Origin of the sequence: Pseudomonas sp. N2-3-1-14 (assembly GCF_041228395.1) — a bacterium.
Taxonomy (GTDB): Bacteria; Pseudomonadota; Gammaproteobacteria; order Pseudomonadales; family Pseudomonadaceae; genus Aquipseudomonas.
Map to the genome: position 1 here is coordinate 2,044,932 of NZ_CP166199.1, position 22,760 is coordinate 2,067,691.

The window sequence follows — 22,760 nt, forward strand, 5'->3', positions numbered from 1 at the left end:
ACGGGCCGATACCTTTCAGGAGACCCGCTGCAGGTGGATGCAGCGCATTTGGAAGGAATCCAGGCAATGAGTATCCGTAGTCTGAATATCGCCCCCCGCGCCGGTTTGGGCTTTGGCGTGCTGGCATTGATGGTGTTCGCCTTGGGCGGCTTTGCCCTGTTGCAGATGGCCAATATGCGCCAGCAGTCGGATCAGGTCGAAAACAACTGGTTGCCCAGCGTGATGGCGGTGGGGGAGATGAGCCAGGACCTGTTGCGGGTTCGTGCGCTGACCCTGCGCTTGCTGGTCAATCGAGACCCACAGGCGCTGGCGCAGAACGAGCAGAAACTCACCGAGCTCAAAAGTGGCCTGCACCATGCGCAAACCCTCTATGAAGCGCTGATTGTGCTGCCCGAAGAGCGCACGCTGTTTGATCGCTTCAAGGCCGGGGAGCAGCAATACCTGCAGCGCCAGGAACAGGTCATGACGTTCTCCAAGGCCAATCGGTTGGAAGACGCAATCAAGGTGGTCAACGGCGAGATGAATCAACTTGCCGATGAGATGGCCGGAACGCTGCACGACCTAGTGGCCTTGAACAAGGCCAGTGCCAATCAGGCTGCGAGCCTGGCGCAACGGGTGTTCGCTCAATCTCGCACTTGGGTGGTCGGCATGATCGTGGTCACCGCGTTGATCACCATCGGGCTTGCGGTGTGGCTGACTCGCAGTATCGTGCTGCCGCTGGCACAGTCGTTGAAAATCGCCCAGGGCGTGGCCAGTGGCGACTTGACGGGTGAGATCAGCGTGACGGGCAGCGACGAGCCGGCGCGTTTGCAGCAGGCGCTCAAAGGCATGCAGGAGAACCTGCGCGACACCATTCGGCGCATTGCCGAATCGTCCAACCAATTGGCCTCGGCGTCCGAAGAGCTCAGTTGCGTCACCGAAGACGCTACTCGCGGCTTGCACCAGCAGAATCAGGAAATTGAACAGGCGGCGACGGCGGTTAACCAGATGACGGCGGCGGTGGAGGAGGTGGCGAGCAACGCCGTGGCGACGTCACAAGCCTCGCGTGAGTCTGACCGCATTGCCCAGCAGGGGCGTGAACAGGTGCACCAGACAGTCGAGTCGATCGAGGCCCTGGCCACGGATGTGACCGCCAATGCGACCCAGGTCGAGGAACTGGCGCAAAAGGTGTATGGCATCAGCAAAGTGCTGGATGTGATTCGCTCAATTGCCGAACAGACAAATTTGCTGGCCTTGAATGCGGCGATTGAAGCGGCCCGCGCCGGGGACGCCGGGCGTGGGTTTGCGGTGGTCGCCGATGAAGTGCGGGCCTTGGCCCACCGCACGCAACAGTCGACCCAGGAAATCGAGCAGATGATCAGCGCAATTCAACAGGGCACCGATCAGGCCGTGAGTTCGATGCAGCAGAGCAATACGCGGGCACGGTCCACGTTGGGCATCGCCAAGTCGGCGGGCACGGCGCTAGAAGAGATTGCGTCGGCGTTTACCCTGATCAACGAGCGCAACCTGGTGATTGCCAGCGCGTCGGAGCAGCAGGCCGCGGTGGCGCGCGAGGTGGATCGCAACTTGATGAATATTCGCGATTTGGCGCATCAGACGTCGACCGGGGCGAATCAGACCAGTGCGGCGAGCCAGGAGTTGTCGCGGTTGGCGGTGGATCTGAACACGATGGTGGCGCGGTTTTCGGTGTAGTGCCGTAAACCGAGTGGACGCTATCGCAGGCAAGCCAGCTCCCACACTTTGATGTGTGAACACAGTCAAATGTGGGAGCTGGCTTGCCTGCGATGCGGCGACTCGGTCTCAAATCCAGCCACGCATAAAAAAGCCCCGAACCAGTCGGGGCTTTTTCACATGCTCAGCCTACAGGTCTTACTTACCCTGCCAGCGTTTCAGCACCAGAGTGGCGTTAGTGCCACCGAAGCCGAAGCTGTTGCTCATCACGGTGTCGATTTTTGCGTTCTCGACGGTCTTGGTCAGGATCGGCATATCGGCGACGACCGGGTCGATCTCTTCGATGTTGGCCGAACCGGCCATGAAGTTGCCTTCCATCATCAGCAGGCAGTAGATCGCTTCGTGAACGCCAGCGGCGCCCAGGGAGTGACCGGACAGGCTCTTGGTGGAGCTGATGGCCGGAGCCTTGTCGCCGAATACCGCACGCACGCCTTCCATTTCCTTGGCATCGCCGACCGGGGTCGAAGTGCCGTGGGTGTTCAGGTAGTCGATTGGGGTATCCACGGTGGACATGGCCATCTGCATGCAACGGATAGCGCCTTCGCCGCTTGGCGCAACCATGTCGTAGCCGTCGGACGTGGCGCCGTAACCGACGATTTCCGCGTAGATCTTCGCACCGCGGGCCAGAGCGTGTTCCAGCTCCTCGACCACGACCATGCCGCCACCGCCGGCGATGACGAAACCGTCACGCTTGGCGTCGTAGGCGCGGGAGGCCTTTTCCGGGGTTTCGTTGTACTGGGTGGACAGCGCGCCCATGGCGTCGAACAGGAACGACTGGCTCCAATGCTCTTCTTCACCACCGCCGGCGAAAACGATGTCTTGCTTGCCCAGCTGAATCTGCTCGACCGCAGTGCCGATGCAGTGAGCACTGGTGGCGCACGCGGAGGAGATCGAGTAGTTCACGCCCTTGATCTGGAACGGCGTGGCCAGGCAGGCCGAAACGGTGCTGCCCATGGTCCGCGTTACACGGTACGGGCCAACGCGTTTCACGCCTTTTTCGCGCAGGATGTCCAGCGCTTCCATCTGGTTGAGGGTCGATGCGCCGCCGGAGCCGGCGATCAGGCCGGTGCGTACGTTCGATACCTGGTCTTCGCTCAGGCCGGAATCGGCGATGGCGTCTTTCATGGCCAGGTAGGCGTAGGCGGCAGCGTGGCCGACGAAGCGATAGATCTTGCGATCGATCAGTTCTTCGAGGGGCAGGTCGATGGAGCCGGAAACCTGGCTACGCAGACCCATTTCGGCATATTCCGGGTTGAAGCGGATGCCAGGGCGACTTGCACGCAGGTTAGCGGTGACGGTCTCTTTGTCATTGCCCAGGCAAGAAACAATGCCCAGACCAGTGATAACGACGCGGCGCATGCGGATAACCCTTAAAAGTTGTCAGTGGAAGTGAATACGCCGACCCGAAGGCCTTCGGCAGTATAGATCTCGCGACCGTCGACAGTGACCGAACCATCGGCGATTGCGAGGTTCAGCTTGCCCTTGAGGACGCGCTTGATTTGAATGTTGTAGGTGACTTTCTTGGCGGTCGGCAGGACCTGGCCGAAGAACTTCACTTCGCCCGAACCCAGTGCCCGGCCGCGGCCCGGCAGGCCTTGCCAGCCCAGGTAGAAGCCGACCAGTTGCCACATGGCGTCGAGGCCCAGGCAACCTGGCATGACAGGGTCGCCTTCGAAATGGCAGGCAAAGAACCACAGGTCAGGGGTGATATCCAGCTCGGCGACCAATTCACCTTTGCCGTACTTGCCACCCTCTTCGCTGATATGGGTGATGCGATCCACCATCAGCATGTTCGGGGCGGGCAGTTGCGCGTTACCTGGGCCGAACAGCTCACCGCGACTGCAGCGCAGCAGGTCTTCCCGAGTAAAGGCGTTTTGTTTGGTCATGCGAGCTCCTCAATAATCCCATGCGGCAGGGTAGGGCAAATCTTCCCGAACCGAATGAAGCGTTCATGCCTCATGTCGGCAGCCTACACATAGACTATTGCGTTGTAGTGAAAGTCACAGCGTCAAGGTACTGAATGTACACTTGTTCACTGAAATTTTAAACCGAGCCTGTTTATAGGCCCGTTCGGGTGCCTAAGACTGCCGCACTTTCGTGTTTCACGCCAGTCGCAGTTGGTTGATGGCGCAGCGCTATTGCACCCAACGTTGCAGTATTTGCTGCAAATCCGTGCGTTTGAACGGCTTGGCCAGGTAATCGTTCATTCCGGCTGCCAAACAGGCCTCGCGATCGCCCTGCAACGCGTTGGCGGTGAGCGCGATAATCGGCAGATTGGCGCAGCCGGGCAGTTGGCGGATCTGGCGGGTGGCTTCATAGCCGTCGATCAGCGGCAAGCGGCAATCCATCAGAATGGCGGTGAATATCAGGCTTTCGGCACTGCGGATCGCCTCGGCGCCGTCGGTGGCCAGGCTCACTTCAAAGCCCAGGCTGCGCAACATGGCTTCAACCACGGTGCGGTTGACCGGATTGTCTTCCACCAGCAACACGTGGCGGCCGTTACCGGCGCTGGTTTTGCCTTCGGCATGCAGGTCAATGGTCGGCAGGCTTTGCTGGTCGATGGCCAGCGGAATTTCCAGGGTAAACACCGAGCCACGGCCTTCTTCGCTCTGGGCGCGCAGCGTGCCGCCCATGCGTTCGGCGAGGGTGCGGGCGATCGGCAAGCCCAGCCCGGTGCCGCCGTAACGTCTTGAAATGGAACTGTCGGCCTGCTGGAACGCATCGAACATCAGTTCAAGACGCTCGGCGGAAATGCCGATGCCGCTGTCGCGCACGGTGCAGGTGAACCACACCAATTCATGGTCGAGGGTTTGCCAGTGAGGCTCGACGGTGACCGTGCCATGCTCGGTGAACTTCAGCGCGTTACCGATCAGGTTCACCAGGATCTGCCGGATCCGCGTCGGATCGCCCTGCACCCGCAAGGACTCCATGCCCGCCGGAATCGGCAACGCCAGCGCCAGGCCGCGTTGCTGGGCGCTATGCTGGAACGCCTGGGCACAGCTGCTGATCAGGTCCGCCAGATTGAACGGGATATGCTCCAGCTCCAGCGCGGCGCGCTCGATGCGCGAGAAGTCGAGGATGTCGTTGATCACCTTGAGCAAGTGTTCGGTGGACTCGGAGGCCAGCGCCGCGTACTCGCTCTGCTCCTCGGTCATCTCGGTGGTTTCCAGCAGTTGCAACATGCCCAGCACGCCGTTCATGGGCGTGCGCAGCTCGTGGCTCATCATCGCCAGGAAGTCCGACTTGGCATTGTTCGCGCGCTCGGCTTCTTCGCGGGTCTGGATCAACTGGGCCATGGCCTGGTGCTGCTCGCGGCTGGCCTGGTTGAGGCCCTCGGCGAGGTTGTTGATATGGCGCGACAGGTCACCGAGCTCCGAGTCGTCGACGATCGGCAGCGGCGTCTTGTAGTCGCCTTGCTGGATCGCTTTGACCGCGTGGCCCATGGCGCTGATCGGCTGCGACAGGCTGGCGGCCAGACGCCGTGCGAGCAGGAAGGTAAACAGCAGGGCGAACAGGGCGAGAATCCCGGCCTTGAACAGAATCTCCTGTTGGCGCTGGCTGAACGCGTCGTTGGACATGCCGACAATCACCCGGCCCAGGTAATCCGCCCGCGGCGCCTTGGGTTCGTTGAGATTGTCCTGGAAAAAGTCATTGCCCAGCTGGATATGTTGCAGACGGATCGGTGCCTGGAACACTTTCACCGACAGCGAATGGTCGTGCTTCTCCGACGGCTGTTCGACGTACAAGAGGATTTTCTCGGTGCTGTCCTGAATCTCCAGGAAGCGCACGTGCGGCGTGGCCAGTGTCGCGCGCAGCAAGCTGTCGAGCACATCGATGTTGCCGGAAATCACGCCGTATTCGGTGGCGGGGGCCAGTTGGTTGGCGATCAACTGACCGGTGTGGTCCAGCTCCTGGCGCAAATCCTGAATACGCACGAAGGTAAAGAAGCTGATCAGCAGCAGGGTCAGCAACAGCGCCGGGCCCAAGGTGATGAGCTGGGTGCGGGTATTGATGTCCCAACGACGACGCAAGGTCATGGGCGTTTTTCTCCTTCGGCCAGTCCGGCGGCGACGGCGACTTCGTCAACCTGTTCGATGCCCAGTGAGCGCGCGACTTGCGGGTTGCCCACGACTTTGAAGTGTTCCGGGTACAACGTGCGTGGCCAACTGGCCGGCGGATGGTTCAGCAGTCGGTCGAGCACGTCGAGCCAGTCAGCCTGGTCGCTGTAGGTGCTGGCCAGGCTGCCGGCCTTGACGAACCCGGCATTGGGGCCCACCAACGGCAGTTGCTGGGCATAGCTGCTGAGCAACAGGTTCTTCACGGTCTTGGGGTTGTACAACTGCGGGTCATCAAGGCCGAGCAACACATCACTGTTCTTGAACAGGTTCAGCAAGGGGCGACTGTCATTAATGTTGTCCCAGCGCTGCGGCACAATTTCCAGCCCCATGGGCGCCGCATACTGACGCAGCTCCTGCAGCAGGAATTCACTGTCGATGCCGTAAAGCACGCCGATGCGTCGGTATTGGGGCAGGATGCTGGCGATCAGCCTCAACTGGCGTTCCAGCGGCGGGTCGCTCCACAACAGGCTGATTCTGGCCGGATGTGTGCTGCCTAGCCGCTGGCGAGCTTGCAGGCGGCTGATGCGCAGCACCAGGGTCGGCGGGCCCTGAGCATCCTGCAGGCGCCAGTCAAGACCGGGCAGGTCCAACAGGATCAGGCGGGTGCTGGCTGGCAACTGGCTCGGCGCCGGCAAGTCTTTGAGCGGGGTGAAGGTCACATGGTCGTCGGGGCGGCGCTGGGCAAGGGCCTGGGCGAAGGCCTGGACGCCGGCACCGTCTTCGGCGGCGGTCAGCAGGATGTCGGCGCTCCACACCGGCGCACTCAGCAGCAGGCACGCCAACAGCACGCCTCGCCGCCAGAGCCGGGGAAAAAACCGCAGGGTCATCCGTGACTGATCGCCCATGTCAGAACTCTAACTCCGCGCTGAAGTAGAGCACGTGGCGACTGTCGTAATTGTTGTCGGCCCAGGTGGTGGGCTGGTTATCGAGGCGTTGTTGCAACATGCCGGCCAGCTCCACATTGGCGTTGCCCAAGGCAATGCGCTTGGCCACCCGCAGGTCGACCCGTTCGAAGCGATACCTGTTGAGCGCGTCGTCGCCATAGTAGAACAACGCACTGGACCAGCCCTGGCCCCATTCACGCAGCCAGCCGGCCGAGCCGCTGTTGCGTGCGGTTTGTGCCTTGTCCAGCGGGTTGCTTGAAGCGGCGTCGACGTAAGCATAGGTCAGCCGCAGGCGGTCGGCGTTGCTCATGCGCCAGTCGAACTGCGACTCGGCGCCGGTAAACCGTGCGCTGTTGGCGTTGCTGGCAATGTATTGGTTGTTGCGCAGTGGCGAGCTGATCATGTCGGTGATTTCGTCGTAGAACAGTTTCACGTCGACATTCAGCCCAAGGTCGGCAAAGAAGCCGTTGTAGCCCAGCTCGCGCGAGCGCATCAACTCTTTATCGAGGTTGCCGGGGCCTCGAGTCACCACAAAATATTGCCCGGAGTTTTGCCCATAGGCCGGGGAGCTGAGATTGGTGACGCGATAGCTCCAGTTGACGTTGTTCTCGAACATGTCCGGCGAGCGAATCGCCTCCGAATACACCGCGCGCAGGCCGTGGCGCGGGTTGATCAGGTAATTGACCGCCACCCGCGGCGTCAGCGAGTTGCCGCTCAAGTGGGTGTCTTCGTACATCGCGCCGCCTTGCAGCAGCCAGTGTTCGCTGGCGCGCCATTCCAGGTGGCCGAACAGGCGCCAGGTGGTGTCGTCGAGGGTGCCGTTGAAGTAAGTGTCGGAATCGGCGCGGTCGTAGCGATAATTCATGCCGCTGACCAGGCGCAGGCTGTCGGACAGGCTCAGGGTGTCCTGAAGCTCGATGTCATAGCGGCTTTCGCGGGTGCTTTGGTCGATATTGCCGCACACGCTCTGGCTGGCACCCTGGCGCCACTGGTCCAGCACCTGGTTGCCGAGTGCTTGTTCGGCGGCGGTGCCGGACGGGGCCGTGCCCTTGCTGTAGATGTCCATGTGGCGGGCCAACTGCTCGGCGTAGTTGGGGTTGAGCTGCCACAGTTGGGTCAGTTCCGGGCTGAACGACACCTTGGCGTCACAGGCTTTCCAGACCTGCTGGCGGTCCCATTGCTGGGCTGATCCCTGGATATACAGGCTGTGTTCGGGGTTGAACTCGACGTTCCAGCGCACGGAGCCGGCATAGTCCTTGGCCGTCACGTCGGAATTGGTGCCACCTTCGGTAATCCCGGCGAATACCGGGGTGTAGGTGTAAGGGCGCTGGTTGCTGCCTTCCTTGGCGTCGAGTTGCAAATCGAGGCTCTGCTGCGCGTTCAGGGTCTGGCTCACCGCCAGGCTGAAACGGCTGAGGCGGCGGCTGTCACGGCGGTCGGCGCCGACGGCGTCGCTGTCAAAACCATCGTCCTGTTGCCCGGACATCGACAGGCGCAAGTCACCGGTTTCCCAGCCCATGCCCTGGCTGGCATAGAAGTCGTTGATCCCACGTTCGCCACGGATCACTTTGACCCGCGAGCCGTGGCTGTTGGACGGCGAGCGCGTGAGGATATTGACCACCGCCATCAGCGCATTGGCGCCATAGCTGACTGTGTTGGGGCCGCGAAACACCTCGATACGCTCGATGTCTTCCATCGCCACCGGAATATCGCTCCAGTCCACCGTGGCCAGGCCCGCGCGGTACACCGAGCGCCCATCGATCAACACCTGCATGCGCCGCGCATCGCTGGCGCTGGTGCCGTGGTAGTTCACCGCCGCCTGGTTGCCGGTGGTGTAGCCGACCATCATCCCCGGCACCAGCCGCAGCAACTCGGCGATGTCCCGCGCGCCGCTGGCCTTGATCAGCTCGCTGTCGATCACGGTCATGCTGCCGGGCACGGCGGCGGCCGATTGCTTGAGACGCGTGGCCGTCAGCACCTGTGGCAGCGGCTGACTGTCCAGAAATAGGTCATCCGCCACGGCAGGCACACTGCACAACAGCATCAACCATAGAGATGAGCGAGGAGGAGGGCCCAGATACACGGCACGGCCTTGATAATTACGGATAGCCGCCCATGTTAACTGAGGTGGGGCCATTTGCCAGTCGTGGGCCGCGCAATTACTTCACCCAACGGTGGCATTTTCCGACAAGCGCGGGAATTGATACGGGGGCTGGCCGCAAGCGGGTCGCCCCGTATAATGCCGCCATCTCCACTGGTATGGATTAACGGATTGCATATGACTGAACAGCGCCCTATTGCGGTCCTGGGAGGCGGAAGTTTTGGTACCGCCGTGGCAAACCTGCTGGCCGAGAACGGCCACGCGGTGCGCCAATGGATGCGCGATCCCGAGCAGGCCGAGGCCATCCGCGTTCATCGGGAAAACCCCCGGTACCTTAAAGGCATCAAGATTCATGCGGCGGTCGAACCGGTGACCGATCTGCTGGCCACGCTGGCTGAATGTGACCTGTGCTTTGTTGCACTGCCTTCGAGCGCCTTGCGCTCAGTGCTGGCGCCTCACGCCGAACGCCTGGCGGGCAAGCTGCTGGTCAGCCTGACCAAGGGCATCGAGGCGCACACCTTCAAGCTGATGAGCGAAATCCTCGAAGAGATCGCCCCTCAGGCGCGCATTGGCGTGCTGTCCGGGCCGAACCTGGCGCGGGAAGTCGCCGAGCACGCGCTGACGGCTACCGTGGTCGCCAGTGAAGATGAAGCGTTATGTGAACGCGTCCAGGCGGTGTTGCATGGCCGCACCTTCCGCGTCTATGCCAGCGGCGACCGCTTTGGTGTCGAACTGGGCGGGGCGCTGAAAAACGTTTACGCGATCATCGCCGGCATGGCCGTGGCCCTGGGCATGGGCGAGAACACCAAGAGCATGCTGATCACTCGCGCACTGGCAGAGATGACCCGTTTTGCGGTGAACCAGGGCGCCAACCCGATGACTTTCCTGGGCCTGGCGGGCGTGGGTGATTTAATCGTGACCTGCTCGTCGCCGAAAAGCCGCAACTACCAGGTCGGTTTCGCGCTGGGCCAGGGCTTGAGCCTGGAAGACGCGGTCACGCGCCTGGGCGAAGTTGCCGAAGGCGTCAACACGCTTAAAGTGCTGAAGGCCAAGGCTCAGGAAGTCGGCGTGTACATGCCGCTGGTCGCCGGGCTGCACGCGATCCTGTTTGAAGGGCGCACCTTGAACCAAGTCATCGAGTTGCTGATGCGCGCCGAGCCCAAGACCGATGTCGACTTTATTTCCACCAGTGGTTTCAACTGAGGAACGCGCCATGAACGACCCCAAAGCGGCCCCGAAATACGAGTCCATTCTCCTGCGTATCCTGTGGATGCTGGTGTTTGCCCTGGTGTGGCAAGTCGCGCAGTTCCTGCTGGGCGCGCTGGTGGTGGTGCAGTTGGTGTACCGCCTGGTCTACGGCGCGCCGAACCTGGGCCTGATGAATTTTGGCGACAGCCTCAGCCAGTTCCTCGCGCAGATCGGCCGTTTCGGCAGCTTCCACACCGAGCAGAAACCCTGGCCCTTCGCCGATTGGCCAACCCCGCGTGCACCCGAGGGTGAAGCCGCCCACAGCGTGCCGCCGGCGCCGCACCCGGTGCGTGATGAAGAGCCAAAACTGTGAAGCTGTGGATTTTGCGTCACGGTGAAGCCCAAGGGCATGCGCGCACCGACGCCGAACGCAACCTCACCGAGCATGGCCGCGGCGAAGTGTTGCGCAGCGCCGCGCACCTGATCGGCCAGCCGATCAGCGCCATCCTCGCCAGTCCGTATGTGCGTGCGCAGCAAACTGCCCACTTGGTGCGTGACGCCTTGGGGTTTGAGCCGCAGATTCGTACCGTGCCGTGGTTGACGCCTGAAAGCAGTCCGTTGCAGGTCTTGGAAAAGCTCGACACCGATGACAACGTGCTGCTGGTCAGCCATCAGCCGTTGGTGGGCAGCTTGATCAGCTTTTTGCAGCATGGTCATTTGCGTCAGCCGCAACCGATGCACACTGCCAGCCTTGCGGAGCTTGAGGGGGATTTTCCGTTGGCGGGGTTGATGAGTCTGGTTGGTGTGAAGAACCCGTAGGGGCGGGGGGCATATCCGTTGCTGCGGTAACGGCTTCGTAGGGTTCCGCTCTTACAGCGTTCACTTTTGGCAAACGCCCGGAATGCCGGCCCAGCCAAAAGTAACCAAAAGGTCTGTGCCCCACCCCTGGGCACCTCGCCTGGGCTCGGCCAGCGTGTATCTGATGCTGAGATCCAAATGTGGGAGCGGGCTTGCTCGCGAAGGCGGCGTGTCAATGACACATAAGCTGCCTGACCCACCGCCTTCGCGAGCAAGCCCGCTCCCACAAGTTGACCGAGTGCATCTGCCGGCACCGCACGGCTTTGCCTTTCTGTAGGAGCTGGCTTGCCTGCGATGCAGGCACCTCGGTGTATCAGTGACACACAATAGATGCCATCGCAGGCAAGCCAGCTCCCACATTTGATTGAGTTCAGCTTCCAAGATCAGGTCGGCTGTCAGACCGCCTCGCTTCCGCTTTTGATCTAACCACTCAGGTCGGCTACCAGGCCGCCGTGCTTTTGCTTTTGATTTTGATCTTAGGCGCCCCGTTAAACCACGCTGGCCGAACGCAGGTTTTGGAGCGTGGGTAAACCGGCAGGACGCCGGTTTAGCCGTGTTGGGCCATGGATGGCCCATCGCGGCGGCCCACGCTCCAAAGCCTGCGTGAGGGCACACCGAGCCTAAGCGAGGTGCCGAGTGGTGGGGCAAGAGCCTTTTGGTTACTTTTGGGCTCTTTTCAAAAGTGACCCGCCGTAAGGGCGGAACCCATATCCGCCATCACCTAAATAACGGATATACCCCAGCAACCCGTAACAACCCCAAAAAAAACATGCGTAACCCCCAAAGGCTCCAAGGATAAATCACCCCCCAGTGTGTGCTATACAGTCAACCAAGCAAGTGCTTGGTTGGCTATGGCCGGATCACAAAGGAGCGCGTCCCATGCCCGTCGCTTTTCGTTTGCCGTTGCAGGTCTTCTTCGAACGTGAAGCGCGACACCCGCGCAAACCCTTTCTGGTGCAACCCATCGGCGCTGGCGAGGTGCAGACCCTCACCTGGGGCGAGGTCGGCCACCAGGCCCGTTGCGCCGCGCATTGGCTGCGTGCCCGCGAGCTGCCGCAAGGTTCGCACATCGCGCTGATCTCAAAAAACTGCGCACACTGGATTATCGCCGACCTCGCGACCTGGATGGCCGGGCACGTCTCGGTACCGCTGTACCCCAACCTCACCGCCGACTCCGTCGCCCATGTGCTGACCCATTCCGAGGCGGCGCTGGTATTGATCGGCAAGCTGGATGACTGGCCTGCGATGGCGCCGGGTATCCCCGCCGGGCTGCCGACCATCAGCCTGCCCCTGTGCCCGGCCGGCGACTTCGATTACCGCTGGGCCGACCTGCAAGCCTGCTCGCCGATCCAGGACAACCCTGAACCTGGCACCTCAAGCCTGGCCACCATCGTCTACACCTCCGGCACCACCGGCTTGCCCAAGGGCGTGATGCAGACCTTTGGCGCCTTGGGTTTTGCCGCCACCCGTGGCACCGAGTTGTTCGGCCTGGGGGAGGGCGACCGGTTGCTGTCCTACCTGCCGCTGTGCCATGTGGCCGAGCGCATGTTCGTGGAATTGGCCTCGATCTACACCGGGCAAACCGTGTATTTCGCCGAGAGCCTCGATACCTTTTTGGCGGATCTGCGTCGGGCCCGGCCAACGGCGCTGTTCGGCGTGCCGAGGATCTGGACCAAGTTCCAGATGGGCGTCTACAGCAAGATCCCGCAAAAGCGCCTCGACCGCCTGCTGCGCCTGCCATTTATCGGCAAGCGCGTCGGCCATAAGGTCCTTGCGGGGTTGGGCCTGGATGCCCTGCGCATTGCGTTGTCCGGGGCGGCGCCCGTGCCCGAAGCGTTGCTGCGTTGGTATCAGCGCCTGGGGCTGGATGTGCTGGAGGTGTATGGCATGACCGAAAGCTGCGGCTATTCCCATGTGTGTCGCCCCGGCCAGCAGACGCTCGGCTGGATCGGCCTGCCGTGCCCTGGCGTTGAAGTGCGTATCGATGCGTCGGGCGAAGTGCAGGTGCGCAGCGGCGCGACCATGCTCGGCTACTTCAAGGACCCGCAGAAAACCGCCGAGACCCTGACCGATGATGGCTTTCTGCGTACCGGCGACAAAGGCGAACAGGACGCCGACGGCCGCCTGCGCCTGACCGGGCGGCTCAAGGAAATCTTCAAGACCAGCAAGGGCAAATACGTGGCCCCGGCACCGATTGAAAACCGCCTGGCCGAACATGCACGCATTGAGCAAGTGTGCGTGGTGGGCGATGGCCTGACTGCGCCGATCGGCCTGTGCGTGTTGTCCGCCGGGCCTCAGGACCGAAACGCCCTGGGCAGCAGCCTCGAACGCTGGCTGGAACAGGTCAACCAGGCACTGGATAAACATGAGCGCTTGCGCCAGCTGGTGGTGGTGAAAGACAGTTGGGCGGTGGAAAACGGCTTTCTCACGCCGACCCTGAAAATCAAACGCACGGTGATCGAGTCGACCTACGGTGCCGAGCTTGCAGTTTGGAGCGCGCGCAAAGAAGCCATTGTGTGGCAGGATTAGGGTCGTAATAAAACCAATAAGGACACCTTCATGAGTTTGTGGCGCACCCAACCGAATATCGAGCAACTCAACGCGAGCCAGAAAAACACCATTGGTGAACTGCTGGACATCCGCTTCGAAAGCTTCGACGACGAGTCCCTGACCGCCAGCATGGTGGTCGACCATCGCACCCATCAACCCTACGGCCTGCTGCACGGCGGTGCGTCGGTGGTGCTGGCTGAAAGCGTCGGTTCCATGGCGGCTTACCTGTGTATCGATGCCAGCAAGTTTTATTGCGTGGGCCTGGAGGTCAATGCCAACCACCTGCGCGGTGTGCGCAGCGGGCGGGTTACGGCGGTGGCCCGGGCGATCCATATCGGCCGTACCACTCAAGTGTGGGACATTCGCTTGACCAGCGATGAGGGCAAAGCCAGCTGCGTGTCGCGCCTGACCATGGCCGTGGTACCGCTGGGCGAGAACCCGCCGGCGCGATAGGCGTGGCGTGAGTGTCATCATTCCTGGCGGTTACAGTCATTGCTGTAACGGCCGGGCATGGTGACAATCAACTTCTGTTTTTGCAGATGGATCCGGTATGTCGCAGCACGTGTTTTTTGCCCACGCCAATGGCTTCCCTTCGGCCACTTACGGCAAGTTGTTTGCCGCCCTGGCCCCGGAATATGCCGTGGCTCACCTGCCGCAACACGGTCACGACCCCAGGTTTCCGGTGGACGACAACTGGCAGAACCTGGTGGACGAGTTGATCCACCATCTGCAGTTGCAGCCGGAACCGGTGTGGGGTGTGGGCCATTCCCTGGGCGGTGTGTTGCATTTGCACGCGGCCATGCGCTGTCCGCAGCTGTACCGCGGCGTGGTGATGCTCGATTCGCCGGTGCTGACCCGCGCTGACCGCTGGGTGATCCGTGCCGCCAAGCGTTTCGGCTTTATCGACCGCCTGACCCCGGCCGGGCGTACGCTGGGCCGCCGTGAAGAATTTGCCGACCTGGAGGCCGCGCGCAGCTACTTTGCCGGCAAGACGCTGTTTCGCGGGTTCGATCCGGAATGCTTTGACGCGTACCTGCAACACGGCTTGCAACAGGTGGGCGATCGCCTGCGTCTGCGCTTTGATCCGGCCACTGAAATCAGCATCTACCGCGGCGTGCCTCACACCAGCCCTGGCCAGGTTCGTCAGCTGAAGGTGCCGCTGGCGGTGGTGCGCGGCCGTCAAAGCCGCGTGGTGATGCGTCACCATGCCAGCGGCGTCGACCGCCTGCCGATGGGCGAAATGCTCACCATGCCCGGCGGCCATATGTTCCCCCTCGAACGCCCGCAGGACACCGCGACCTTGATCAAGAACCTGTTTTCCCGCTGGGCAGCCCGCGAGCGCAGTTGCGCATGAGCACGCCCGTCGAAGAAGTCCGCCTGAGCCTGCCGCACATCGAGTTGGCGGCGCATCTGTTTGGTCCCGAAGACGGTTTGCCGGTGATCGCCCTGCATGGCTGGCTCGACAACGCCAACAGCTTTGCGCGGCTGGCGCCGAAGCTGCACGGTTTGCGTATCGTCGCCTTGGACATGGCCGGTCATGGGCATTCGGCGCACCGTCCTGCCGGCGCCGGTTATGCCCTGTGGGATTACGTCTTTGATGTGTTGCAAGTTGCCGAACAGCTGGGCTGGAAACGTTTTGCATTACTTGGCCACTCCCTCGGCGCCATCGTCTCGCTGGTGTTGGCCGGTGCCTTGCCGGAGCGAGTCACGCACCTGGGGTTGATCGACGGCGTGGTCCCGCCCACCGCCGCGGGCGAGAGCGCCGCCGAGCGGCTGGGCATGGCGCTGCAGGCGCAACTGAACCTGCAGGACAAGCGCAAACCGGTCTACACCTCGCTGGATCGCGCCGTGGAAGCACGCATGAAAGGCGTGGTGGCGGTCAGTCGCGAAGCCGCCGAGCTGTTGGCCCAGCGCGGTTTGATGCCGGTGCCGGGCGGTTACACCTGGCGTACGGACAGCCGCCTGACGCTCGCCTCGCCGATGCGCCTGACCGATGAGCAGGCGATGGCTTTCGTGCGGCGCGTGGGTTGCCCTACACAGCTGGTGGTCGCGGCTGACGGCATGCTGGCGAAACATCCAGAATTGCTTTCTCAGCTACCTTTTACGGTGAACACGCTGCCCGGCGGCCATCATTTACACCTTAATGATGAGCCCGGCGCGCTGCTTGTTGCAGACTGTTTCAATCGGTTCTTCCACGCGCCTTGACTTGACGCGGGCAACTGCCGAGGCTGGGCGGATTGAAAGGGAGTCAACCATGAACGCTATGAACACTGCTGCGACCTCTAATGGCCAGGGCTCACCGATCCGATGAGCCTGCGCAAAGGATGTATCCGTGCCCTCGGGCTGTGCTGTTTCAGCCCTTTGGTGTTCGCCGCCGACCTGCCGGGAAGCCAGGATTTACCTGCCGTGGCCCGTCAGACCGATGCGCAAATCGTCGATTACCGCCCCGCTGAAGAAAAGGAACGCATCTACCCGATGGGCGCGATCCGCAAGATCAGCGGCCAACTGCGTTACGAAGGCCAAGCCACAGCGCGTGGCCAGACCACCGCCATCACCTATGAGCTGCCCGCCGAGCACACTTCCAGTGCCGCGTTTACCGCGACGCGCGAAGCGTTGCAGGCCAAGGGCGCGCAGCTGTTGTTCTGGTGCCAGGCTCGCGATTGCGGCGAAAGCAGCCTGTGGGCCAACGAAGTGTTCGGCAACGCCAAACTGGTCGGCGCCGATGGGCAGCAGGAATACCTGCTGCTGCGTCTGGCGGCGCCGCAGGACAATTCCCTGGTAGCGCTGTACGGCATCACGCGCGGCAACCGTCGCGCCTATCTGCATGTTGAACAGCTCGACGCCAGCGCGCCGCTGGGGAGCTTGCTGCCCACCTCGGCCACCTTGCTGCGTGAGTTGAAAAGCACCGGCGAACTGGACTTCCCGGCGTTGGGCGCCGAACCCGACGCCACCTGGCTGACCCTGATTTCCCGTGGCTTGAACCTCGACGCCACCTTGCGCGTCAGCTTGACCGGGCCGACCGCCGAAGCCTGGCGCCAGGGCCTGATCGACAGTGGCGTGCGCGCTGCGCGCATGGAAACCGGCAGCGGTGACGCTAAGGGTTTGCACCTGCATCTGATACGCTGACCCGCAACAGGGCGAACGGACCCGCGCCGTTCGCCTAAGCTCTCTTCCTACAGCCTTATTCTCGAGATACCCGATGCTCAATAACGATCGCCTACTGGTGCAAATCCTGCTGCTGGTGTTGTTTGGTGCCAGCTTCTGGGTGATGGCGCCGTTCTGGTCGGCGCTGTTCTGGGGCGCGGTGCTGGCGTTTGCCAGCTGGCCGCTGATGCGTTTGCTGACCCGCTGGCTGGGCGGCCGGGAATCCCTGGCGGCGGGCATTCTGACCCTGGGCTGGATGCTGCTGGTGGCGGTGCCACTGGTGTGGCTGGGGTTCAACCTGGCCGACCATGTACGCGACGCGGTGGGCCTGATCAAGGATATCCAGGTTGACGGTCTGCCGGCCGCGCCAACGTGGCTGGGTTCGATTCCATTGGTCGGTGAGCGCCTGGTGGCCACCTGGGACAGTATCGACCAGCAGGGCGCGGCGTTGATGGTCAGCATCAAGCCGTACCTGGGCCAGGTCGGCAACTGGTTGCTGGCGCGCAGCGCGCAGATCGGCGGCGGTATCCTCGAACTGACCCTGAGCCTGGTGTTCGTGTTTTTCTTCTACCGCGACGGGCCGCGCCTGGCGACGTTCGTGCATCGCCTGCTGGAACGCTTGATCGGCGACCGTGCCGGTTACTACATCGAGTTGGTGGCCGGCACTGTGCAACGCGTGGTCAACGGCGTAATCGGTACCGCCGCCGCTCAGGCGTTGCTGGCGCTGATCGGCTTCCTGATCGCCGGCGTCCCGGGCGCACTGGTGCTGGGCATCGTCACCTTCCTGCTCAGCCTGATCCCCATGGGGCCGCCGCTGGTGTGGATCCCGGCCACGGCCTGGCTGGCCTGGAAGGGCGATTACACCTATGCGGTGTTTCTCGGTGTGTGGGGCACGTTCATCATCAGCGGCGTCGACAACGTGCTCAAGCCGTACCTGATCAGCCGCGGCGGCAACCTGCCGCTGGTGATTGTGCTGCTGGGCGTGTTTGGCGGGTTGATCGCCTTTGGCTTTATCGGCCTGTTTATCGGCCCGACCTTGCTGGCGGTGGCCTACAGCCTGCTGACGGATTGGAGCGCGACACAGGCGCAAGTGCGTCGCGAAGACAAACCCCTTTAAGCCCTCGGCAACCGCATCACGGCGGTCAGGCCGCCGCCTGGGGTTTCCTCCAGGCTCAGGCTGCCGCCGAGGCGTTCCACCGCTTCCTTGGAAATCGTCATGCCCAGGCCGACGCCGCCGGAGTTGCGGTTGCGTGAGCCTTCCAGGCGAAAGAACGGTTCGAATACGGCCTCACGTTTATCCGCCGCAATCCCCGGCCCGTGGTCGATCACACGGATGACCAAGGCTTCGCGGCTGTCGCTCAGTTCCACCCGCGCCGTACCGGCATAACGCAGTGCATTGTCGATCAGGTTGTTGAGGCACGAGCGCAGTGCCATCGGCTGCACCTGCAACGGCGCGCAATTGCCCGCGAACTGCACATCAGAGCCCTGGTCCTGGGCGTTTTCGCTGAGGGATTCGACCAGCGCCTGCACGTCGAGCCAGTGCCGGGTTTCGCTGGTGCGCTGTTCGTGCAAGTAGCTCAGGGTGGAGTCGAGCATGTCGATCATGTCGTCCAGGTCCTGGCGCATCTGACCTTGCAGCTTGGTGTCTTCGATCTGCTCCAGACGCAGCTTGAGGCGTGACAGCGGGGTGCGCAGGTCGTGAGAAACGGCGCCGAGCATGCGTGCACGCTGGCTGACTTGCTCGCGAATGCGTTTTTGCATCAGGTTGAAGGTCGATGCAGCCTGGCGCGCCTCGCGAGGCCCTGACTCATTGAGGGGTGGGCTGTCGAGGTCGAGGCTCAAGCGTTCGGCGGCTGCGCTCAGGCGCTGGATCGGCCGGCTCAGCAATTTGGCGCCATACCAGGCGGCAATGATCAGCGAGATAAACTGAAACGTCAGTGGCACCATCGGGCCGCCGAACCAGGGGCGATGGTGCTTGGGCAGCGGCTTCATCGTTCCATCCGGCTGCTCGACAAAGGTTTCCTGAGGCGGCGGCGGTGGCGAGCCATAGTGGTGAAACCAAAAGAACGCCAGCACGTGGGCCAGCACAATGGCCACCAGCAATACGCCGAACAGCCTGCCGAACAGCGTATTGAAGGTGGCGCGCATCAGCCGATATCCCGCGCGTCAAACAGGTAGCCTTCGCCGCGGACAGTCTTGATCAACTGCGGTGCCTTGGGGTCATCGCCCAGCTTCTGGCGCAGGCGCGAAACCAGCAAGTCGATGCTGCGATCAAACGCCTCGATGGAACGGCCGCGCGCGGCATCGAGCAATTGTTCACGGCTCAGCACGCGGCGCGGGCGTTCGATAAACACCCACAGCAGACGAAACTCGGCGTTGGACAGCGGCACCACAAGGCCGTCGTCGGCCACCAGCTGGCGCAGTACGCTGTTGAGGCGCCAGTTGTCGAAACGGATGTTGGCGCGCTGCTCGGTACGGTCATCGCGTACCCGGCGCAGGATGGTCTGGATGCGTGCCACCAGCTCGCGCGGTTCGAAGGGCTTGGACATGTAGTCATCGGCGCCCAGTTCCAGGCCGATAATGCGGTCGGTGGGTTCGCACCGCGCGGTGAGCATCAGGATCGGGATGTCTGATTCGGTGCGCAGCCAACGGCACAGTGACAGGCCGTCTTCGCCCGGCAGCATCAGGTCGAGCACCACCACATCAAAGGTTTCAGCTTGCATGGCCGTGCGCATGGCGGTGCCGTCGGTGACGCCGACGGCGAGAATATTGAAGCGCGCCAGGTAGTCGATCAGCAGTTCACGAATCGGTAGATCGTCATCGACGATCAGCGCACGGGTGTTCCAGCGCTTGTCTTCGGCGATCACCGCGCCTTTTTGCTCTTCGTTTACAGAGACGGTAGGGGTATGCATAGTGCGATCATCTGCCTGGGTTGTTGCTGTCAGCATAGGCGCCCAGCTCCATGGCTGGAAGTGCTGGACGGGCGGTCATGTGCGCGAGGCTAGACGTGGTGCGTGTTGAGGGCATGTCGTGAATGTATCAGCCTTGACACAATTGCGCTAAATGCCGGGTTACGGGCGCTCGATCAGTATTTTACCGATCATCGGATCCCGCAACGGCGCCGCTTGCGCTACAATCCGCGCCGATTTCGACTTGCCTGAGAGCCCATTCCAATGTCCGTCTGCCAGACTCCTATCATCGTCGCCCTGGATTACCCCACTCGTGACGCCGCACTGAAGCTGGCTGACCAGTTGGACCCCAAGCTTTGCCGGGTCAAGGTCGGCAAGGAACTGTTCACCAGTTGCGCCGCCGAAATTGTCGGCACCCTGCGTGACAAAGGCTTCGAAGTGTTCCTCGACCTGAAATTCCATGACATCCCCAACACCACCGCCATGGCAGTCAAGGCCGCGGCTGAAATGGGCGTGTGGATGGTCAATGTGCATTGCTCCGGCGGCCTGCGCATGATGACGGCCTGCCGTGAAGTGCTGGAACAGCGCAGCGGCCCGAAACCGCTGCTCATTGGTGTGACCGTGCTGACCAGCATGGAGCGCGAGGACCTGGCCGGCATCGGCCTGGATATCGAGCCTCAGGAGCAGGTATTGCGCTTGGCAGCGCTGGCGCAGAAGGCAGGTCTTGATGGTCTGGTGTGCTCGGCGCTGGAAGCCCAGGCCTTGAAGACCGCTCACCCGTCGCTGCAACTGGTCACTCCAGGCATTCGCCCGGCGGGCAGTGCCCAGGATGACCAGCGGCGCATTCTGACGCCGCGTCAGGCGCTGGATGCGGGTTCGGACTACCTGGTAATCGGTCGCCCGATCAGCCAGGCGGCGGACCCGGCGAAAGCCTTGGCGGCAGTGGTCGCCGAAATCGCCTGATGACGGTGATTTAAAGCAGGCACTGCCACGTGTGGGAGCTGGCTTGCCTGCGATGCGAGCGACTCGGTGTCTCAGTGATACCCAGTTGTTGCTATCGCAGGCAAGCCAGCTCCCACATTGACTGTGCCCACATTGGGTTTGATGGTGTGTCAGTTAACTTTCAGCACCAACTTCCCGAAGTTCTCGCCGTTGAACAGCTTCATCAGTGTTTCTGGGAACGTCTCCAGCCCCTCGACAATATCCTCCTTGCTCTTGAGCTTGCCCTGCGCCATCCAGCCGGCCATCTCCTGCCCGGCTGCGGCAAAGTTTGCCGCATGGTCCATCACCACAAAGCCTTCCATCCGCGCACGGTTGACCAGCAACGATAAGTAGTTGGCCGGGCCTTTCACGGCTTCTTTATTGTTGTACTGGCTGATGGCACCGCAAATCACCACCCGCGCCTTTAACGCGAGGCGGCTGAGTACGGCGTCGAGGATGTCGCCGCCGACGTTATCGAAATACACGTCCACGCCTTTAGGGCATTCGCGCTTGAGGGCGGCTGGCACGTCTTCGCTTTTGTAGTCGATGGCTGCGTCGAAGCCCAATTCATCCATGAGGAATTTGCACTTGTCGGCGCCGCCGGCGATGCCGACCACGCGGCAGCCTTTGATCTTGGCGATTTGCCCGGCAATGCTGCCCACCGCCCCGGCGGCGCCGGAGATCACCACGGTTTCGCCGGCCTTGGGCGCGCCCGTATCGAGCAGGGCGAAGTAGGCGGTCATGCCCGTCATGCCGAGGGCGGACAGGTAGCGCGGCAGCGGCGCGAGTTTGGGGTCCACCTTGTAGAAGCCGCGCGGTTCGCCGAGGAAGTAATCCTGCACGCCCAGCGCGCCATTGACGTAGTCACCGACTGCAAATTTCGGGTTGTTCGACGCAATCACCTTGCCCACGCCCAGCGCGCGCATCACTTCACCAATGCCGACGGGCGGAATGTAGGACTTGCCCTCGTTCATCCAGCCACGCATGGCCGGGTCCAGGGACAGGTATTCGTTGTGCACCAGCACTTGCCCATCCCCTGGCGTGCCCACCGGCACTTCCTGATAGGTGAAGGTCTCCCGTGTCGCCGCGCCGACCGGGCGTTTGGCGAGCAGGAACTGGCGGTTGGTCTGGGCAGTCATGGCAAAGGACTCTTTAGAAATGAACCCCAAGTGATAGACCTCTAACGGCCTGAGAGCAAGGTTGCGCGAGAGGCGCGAATGCCCGCCGATAGGCCTGGTTGATAGTGAGGCTGGTGGCCTTATCACTGCGATTCATACACAGCCAACCGGCCTTCTGATAGTGCTGACGCGCCCGTCCTGCGGTTGGCTAGACTCGGCCCACGGCTATTTTCCCCACAGGACATCCCCATGAGCATGACGTTTTCCGGCCAGGTCGCCCTGGTCACCGGCGCCGCCGCCGGTATTGGCCGCGCCACCGCGCTGGCATTTGCCGCCGAAGGCTTGAAAGTGGTGGTTGCCGACCTGGACGTGGCGGGCGGCGAGAGCACCGTTGCGCTGATTCAACAGGCGGGCGGCGAGGCGTTGTTTGTGCGCTGCAACGTCACGCTGGAAGCCGATGTGCAGCAGTTGATGGCGCAGACTGTCGCCGCCTATGGTCGGCTGGACTACGCCTTCAACAACGCCGGGATCGAGATCGAGAAGGGCAAGCTGGCCGACGGCAGCCTGGATGAGTTCGACGCGATCATGGGCGTTAACGTCAAGGGCGTGTGGCTGTGCATGAAGCACCAATTGCCGCTGCTGCTGGCCCAAGGCGGCGGGGCGATCGTCAACACCGCTTCGGTGGCGGGGTTGGGGGCAGCGCCGAAGATGAGCATTTATGCGGCGTCCAAACATGCCGTGATCGGCCTGACCAAATCGGCGGCCATCGAATACGCGAAAAAGAAAATCCGCGTGAATGCGGTGTGCCCTGCGGTGATCGACACCGACATGTTCCGGCGTGCCTATGAAGCCGACCCGCGCAAGGCTGAGTTTGCCGCCGCCATGCACCCGGTCGGGCGCATCGGCAAAGTCGAGGAAATCGCCAGTGCGGTGCTGTACCTGTGCAGCGACGGTGCCGCGTTCACCACGGGCCAGGCGTTGGCGGTGGACGGTGGCGCGACGGCCATCTAGGACTCGGCGCCACTGCCTATTCGAAAAGGCCAGGGGCGCTGTGGGGCGTTTCCAGGGCTGGCACAAGGCCTCGTCAGAATGTGTATCAGTAGGTAAATAATTCAATAAAATCAATACTTTAATAAATTTCGGCGACAGGTCGAACCCGGCTTCTGTGCTTAACTGTT

At 62.2% G+C, this 22,760-nt stretch carries 20 protein-coding genes; 12 read left to right on the forward strand and 8 right to left on the reverse strand.

Annotated elements, in window-relative coordinates:
* Positions 1-66 precede the first annotated feature (66 nt).
* Entirely contained in the window at positions 67-1,692 is a 1,626-nt protein-coding gene (locus tag AB5I78_RS09525) for a methyl-accepting chemotaxis protein (protein ID WP_369300464.1), read from the forward strand.
* A gap of 177 nt (positions 1,693-1,869) precedes the next feature.
* Here AB5I78_RS09525 and fabB read toward each other — a convergent pair whose 3' ends face one another.
* The 5 genes from fabB to AB5I78_RS09550 all read right to left on the reverse strand — a co-directional run bounded on the left by fabB (position 1,870) and on the right by AB5I78_RS09550 (position 8,816).
* Positions 1,870-3,090 (reverse strand): beta-ketoacyl-ACP synthase I, encoded by a 1,221-nt coding sequence (gene fabB / locus AB5I78_RS09530; RefSeq protein WP_106576728.1) that lies wholly within the window; start codon positions 3,088-3,090, stop codon positions 1,870-1,872.
* Positions 3,091-3,101: 11 nt separating this feature from the next.
* Positions 3,102-3,617: a 3-hydroxyacyl-[acyl-carrier-protein] dehydratase FabA gene (fabA, locus tag AB5I78_RS09535; protein WP_003210552.1), complete on the reverse strand. Its 516-nt coding sequence runs from the start codon at positions 3,615-3,617 to the stop codon at positions 3,102-3,104.
* Between the two features lie 249 nt (positions 3,618-3,866).
* Positions 3,867-5,768, reverse strand: coding sequence for an ATP-binding protein (locus tag AB5I78_RS09540; protein ID WP_369300463.1), 1,902 nt, complete (start codon positions 5,766-5,768; stop codon positions 3,867-3,869).
* Positions 5,765-6,694: an ABC transporter substrate-binding protein gene (locus AB5I78_RS09545; protein ID WP_369300461.1), complete on the reverse strand. Its 930-nt coding sequence runs from the start codon at positions 6,692-6,694 to the stop codon at positions 5,765-5,767. The genes AB5I78_RS09540 and AB5I78_RS09545 overlap by 4 nt, the downstream gene beginning before the upstream one ends.
* 1 nt (position 6,695) lies before the next feature.
* Positions 6,696-8,816, reverse strand: coding sequence for a TonB-dependent receptor domain-containing protein (locus AB5I78_RS09550; RefSeq protein ID WP_347340984.1), 2,121 nt, complete (start codon positions 8,814-8,816; stop codon positions 6,696-6,698).
* Positions 8,817-9,011: 195 nt separating this feature from the next.
* Here AB5I78_RS09550 and AB5I78_RS09555 point away from each other — a divergent pair, with 195 nt between their 5' ends.
* The 9 genes from AB5I78_RS09555 to AB5I78_RS09595 all read left to right on the forward strand — a co-directional run bounded on the left by AB5I78_RS09555 (position 9,012) and on the right by AB5I78_RS09595 (position 17,691).
* A complete protein-coding gene (locus AB5I78_RS09555) occupies positions 9,012-10,037 on the forward strand; it encodes an NAD(P)H-dependent glycerol-3-phosphate dehydrogenase (protein ID WP_145164958.1) in 1,026 nt (341 codons plus the stop codon).
* Positions 10,038-10,047: 10 nt separating this feature from the next.
* Complete coding sequence (locus AB5I78_RS09560; RefSeq protein ID WP_119739584.1) at positions 10,048-10,395, forward strand: DUF4389 domain-containing protein; 348 nt, start codon at positions 10,048-10,050, stop codon at positions 10,393-10,395.
* A complete protein-coding gene (gene sixA, locus AB5I78_RS09565) occupies positions 10,392-10,841 on the forward strand; it encodes a phosphohistidine phosphatase SixA (protein WP_145164956.1) in 450 nt (149 codons plus the stop codon). The genes AB5I78_RS09560 and sixA overlap by 4 nt, the downstream gene beginning before the upstream one ends.
* 918 nt (positions 10,842-11,759) lie before the next feature.
* Positions 11,760-13,409 (forward strand): AMP-binding protein, encoded by a 1,650-nt coding sequence (locus AB5I78_RS09570; protein ID WP_369303427.1) that lies wholly within the window; start codon positions 11,760-11,762, stop codon positions 13,407-13,409.
* A 30-nt stretch (positions 13,410-13,439) separates the two neighbouring features.
* Positions 13,440-13,883, forward strand: coding sequence for a hotdog fold thioesterase (locus AB5I78_RS09575; RefSeq protein ID WP_262206911.1), 444 nt, complete (start codon positions 13,440-13,442; stop codon positions 13,881-13,883).
* Positions 13,884-13,980: 97 nt separating this feature from the next.
* Positions 13,981-14,784: an alpha/beta fold hydrolase gene (locus AB5I78_RS09580; RefSeq protein WP_145164950.1), complete on the forward strand. Its 804-nt coding sequence runs from the start codon at positions 13,981-13,983 to the stop codon at positions 14,782-14,784.
* Positions 14,781-15,635 carry an alpha/beta hydrolase gene (locus AB5I78_RS09585; RefSeq protein ID WP_369303426.1) on the forward strand — a complete coding sequence of 285 codons (855 nt, stop codon included), beginning with the start codon at positions 14,781-14,783 and terminating at the stop codon, positions 15,633-15,635. Before AB5I78_RS09580 ends, AB5I78_RS09585 begins: the two co-directional genes overlap by 4 nt.
* 102 nt (positions 15,636-15,737) lie before the next feature.
* The gene (locus tag AB5I78_RS09590) at positions 15,738-16,556 is read left to right on the forward strand and encodes a DUF4892 domain-containing protein (protein WP_369303425.1); all 819 of its coding nucleotides are present in this window, start codon (positions 15,738-15,740) and stop codon (positions 16,554-16,556) included.
* 73 nt (positions 16,557-16,629) lie between these two features.
* On the forward strand, positions 16,630-17,691 hold the full coding sequence (locus tag AB5I78_RS09595) for an AI-2E family transporter (RefSeq protein WP_145164944.1): 1,062 nt from the start codon (positions 16,630-16,632) through the stop codon (positions 17,689-17,691).
* On the opposite strand, the gene AB5I78_RS09600 is transcribed toward AB5I78_RS09595, so the two are convergent.
* Both AB5I78_RS09600 and AB5I78_RS09605 read right to left on the reverse strand, forming a co-directional pair.
* Positions 17,688-18,722: a HAMP domain-containing sensor histidine kinase gene (locus tag AB5I78_RS09600; protein ID WP_145164942.1), complete on the reverse strand. Its 1,035-nt coding sequence runs from the start codon at positions 18,720-18,722 to the stop codon at positions 17,688-17,690. The two genes, AB5I78_RS09595 and AB5I78_RS09600, sit on opposite strands and share 4 nt — an antisense overlap.
* Positions 18,722-19,486 carry a response regulator gene (locus tag AB5I78_RS09605; RefSeq protein ID WP_106580678.1) on the reverse strand — a complete coding sequence of 255 codons (765 nt, stop codon included), beginning with the start codon at positions 19,484-19,486 and terminating at the stop codon, positions 18,722-18,724. The genes AB5I78_RS09600 and AB5I78_RS09605 overlap by 1 nt, the downstream gene beginning before the upstream one ends.
* 261 nt (positions 19,487-19,747) lie before the next feature.
* On the opposite strand from AB5I78_RS09605, the gene pyrF reads away from it, so the two are divergent.
* On the forward strand, positions 19,748-20,446 hold the full coding sequence (gene pyrF / locus AB5I78_RS09610) for an orotidine-5'-phosphate decarboxylase (RefSeq protein WP_017734306.1): 699 nt from the start codon (positions 19,748-19,750) through the stop codon (positions 20,444-20,446).
* Positions 20,447-20,595: 149 nt separating this feature from the next.
* On the opposite strand, the gene AB5I78_RS09615 is transcribed toward pyrF, so the two are convergent.
* Complete coding sequence (locus tag AB5I78_RS09615) at positions 20,596-21,603, reverse strand: NADP-dependent oxidoreductase (RefSeq protein WP_369303424.1); 1,008 nt, start codon at positions 21,601-21,603, stop codon at positions 20,596-20,598.
* Positions 21,604-21,831: 228 nt separating this feature from the next.
* Here AB5I78_RS09615 and AB5I78_RS09620 point away from each other — a divergent pair, with 228 nt between their 5' ends.
* Positions 21,832-22,593, forward strand: a complete 762-nt coding sequence (locus AB5I78_RS09620; RefSeq protein ID WP_145164936.1) for an SDR family oxidoreductase — start codon at positions 21,832-21,834, stop codon at positions 22,591-22,593.
* Positions 22,594-22,760: the final 167 nt, after the last annotated feature.

Coding starts and splice junctions, on each gene's coding strand:
- AB5I78_RS09525 (WP_369300464.1), top strand. CDS start 67: ATGAGTATCCGTAGTCTGAATATCGCCCCCCGCGCCGGTTTGGGCTTT.
- fabB (WP_106576728.1), bottom strand. CDS start 3,090: ATGCGCCGCGTCGTTATCACTGGTCTGGGCATTGTTTCTTGCCTGGGC.
- fabA (WP_003210552.1), bottom strand. CDS start 3,617: ATGACCAAACAAAACGCCTTTACTCGGGAAGACCTGCTGCGCTGCAGT.
- AB5I78_RS09540 (WP_369300463.1), bottom strand. CDS start 5,768: ATGACCTTGCGTCGTCGTTGGGACATCAATACCCGCACCCAGCTCATC.
- AB5I78_RS09545 (WP_369300461.1), bottom strand. CDS start 6,694: ATGGGCGATCAGTCACGGATGACCCTGCGGTTTTTTCCCCGGCTCTGG.
- AB5I78_RS09555 (WP_145164958.1), top strand. CDS start 9,012: ATGACTGAACAGCGCCCTATTGCGGTCCTGGGAGGCGGAAGTTTTGGT.
- AB5I78_RS09560 (WP_119739584.1), top strand. CDS start 10,048: ATGAACGACCCCAAAGCGGCCCCGAAATACGAGTCCATTCTCCTGCGT.
- AB5I78_RS09570 (WP_369303427.1), top strand. CDS start 11,760: ATGCCCGTCGCTTTTCGTTTGCCGTTGCAGGTCTTCTTCGAACGTGAA.
- AB5I78_RS09575 (WP_262206911.1), top strand. CDS start 13,440: ATGAGTTTGTGGCGCACCCAACCGAATATCGAGCAACTCAACGCGAGC.
- AB5I78_RS09580 (WP_145164950.1), top strand. CDS start 13,981: ATGTCGCAGCACGTGTTTTTTGCCCACGCCAATGGCTTCCCTTCGGCC.
- AB5I78_RS09585 (WP_369303426.1), top strand. CDS start 14,781: ATGAGCACGCCCGTCGAAGAAGTCCGCCTGAGCCTGCCGCACATCGAG.
- AB5I78_RS09590 (WP_369303425.1), top strand. CDS start 15,738: ATGAGCCTGCGCAAAGGATGTATCCGTGCCCTCGGGCTGTGCTGTTTC.
- AB5I78_RS09595 (WP_145164944.1), top strand. CDS start 16,630: ATGCTCAATAACGATCGCCTACTGGTGCAAATCCTGCTGCTGGTGTTG.
- AB5I78_RS09600 (WP_145164942.1), bottom strand. CDS start 18,722: ATGCGCGCCACCTTCAATACGCTGTTCGGCAGGCTGTTCGGCGTATTG.
- AB5I78_RS09605 (WP_106580678.1), bottom strand. CDS start 19,486: ATGCATACCCCTACCGTCTCTGTAAACGAAGAGCAAAAAGGCGCGGTG.
- pyrF (WP_017734306.1), top strand. CDS start 19,748: ATGTCCGTCTGCCAGACTCCTATCATCGTCGCCCTGGATTACCCCACT.
- AB5I78_RS09615 (WP_369303424.1), bottom strand. CDS start 21,603: ATGACTGCCCAGACCAACCGCCAGTTCCTGCTCGCCAAACGCCCGGTC.
- AB5I78_RS09620 (WP_145164936.1), top strand. CDS start 21,832: ATGAGCATGACGTTTTCCGGCCAGGTCGCCCTGGTCACCGGCGCCGCC.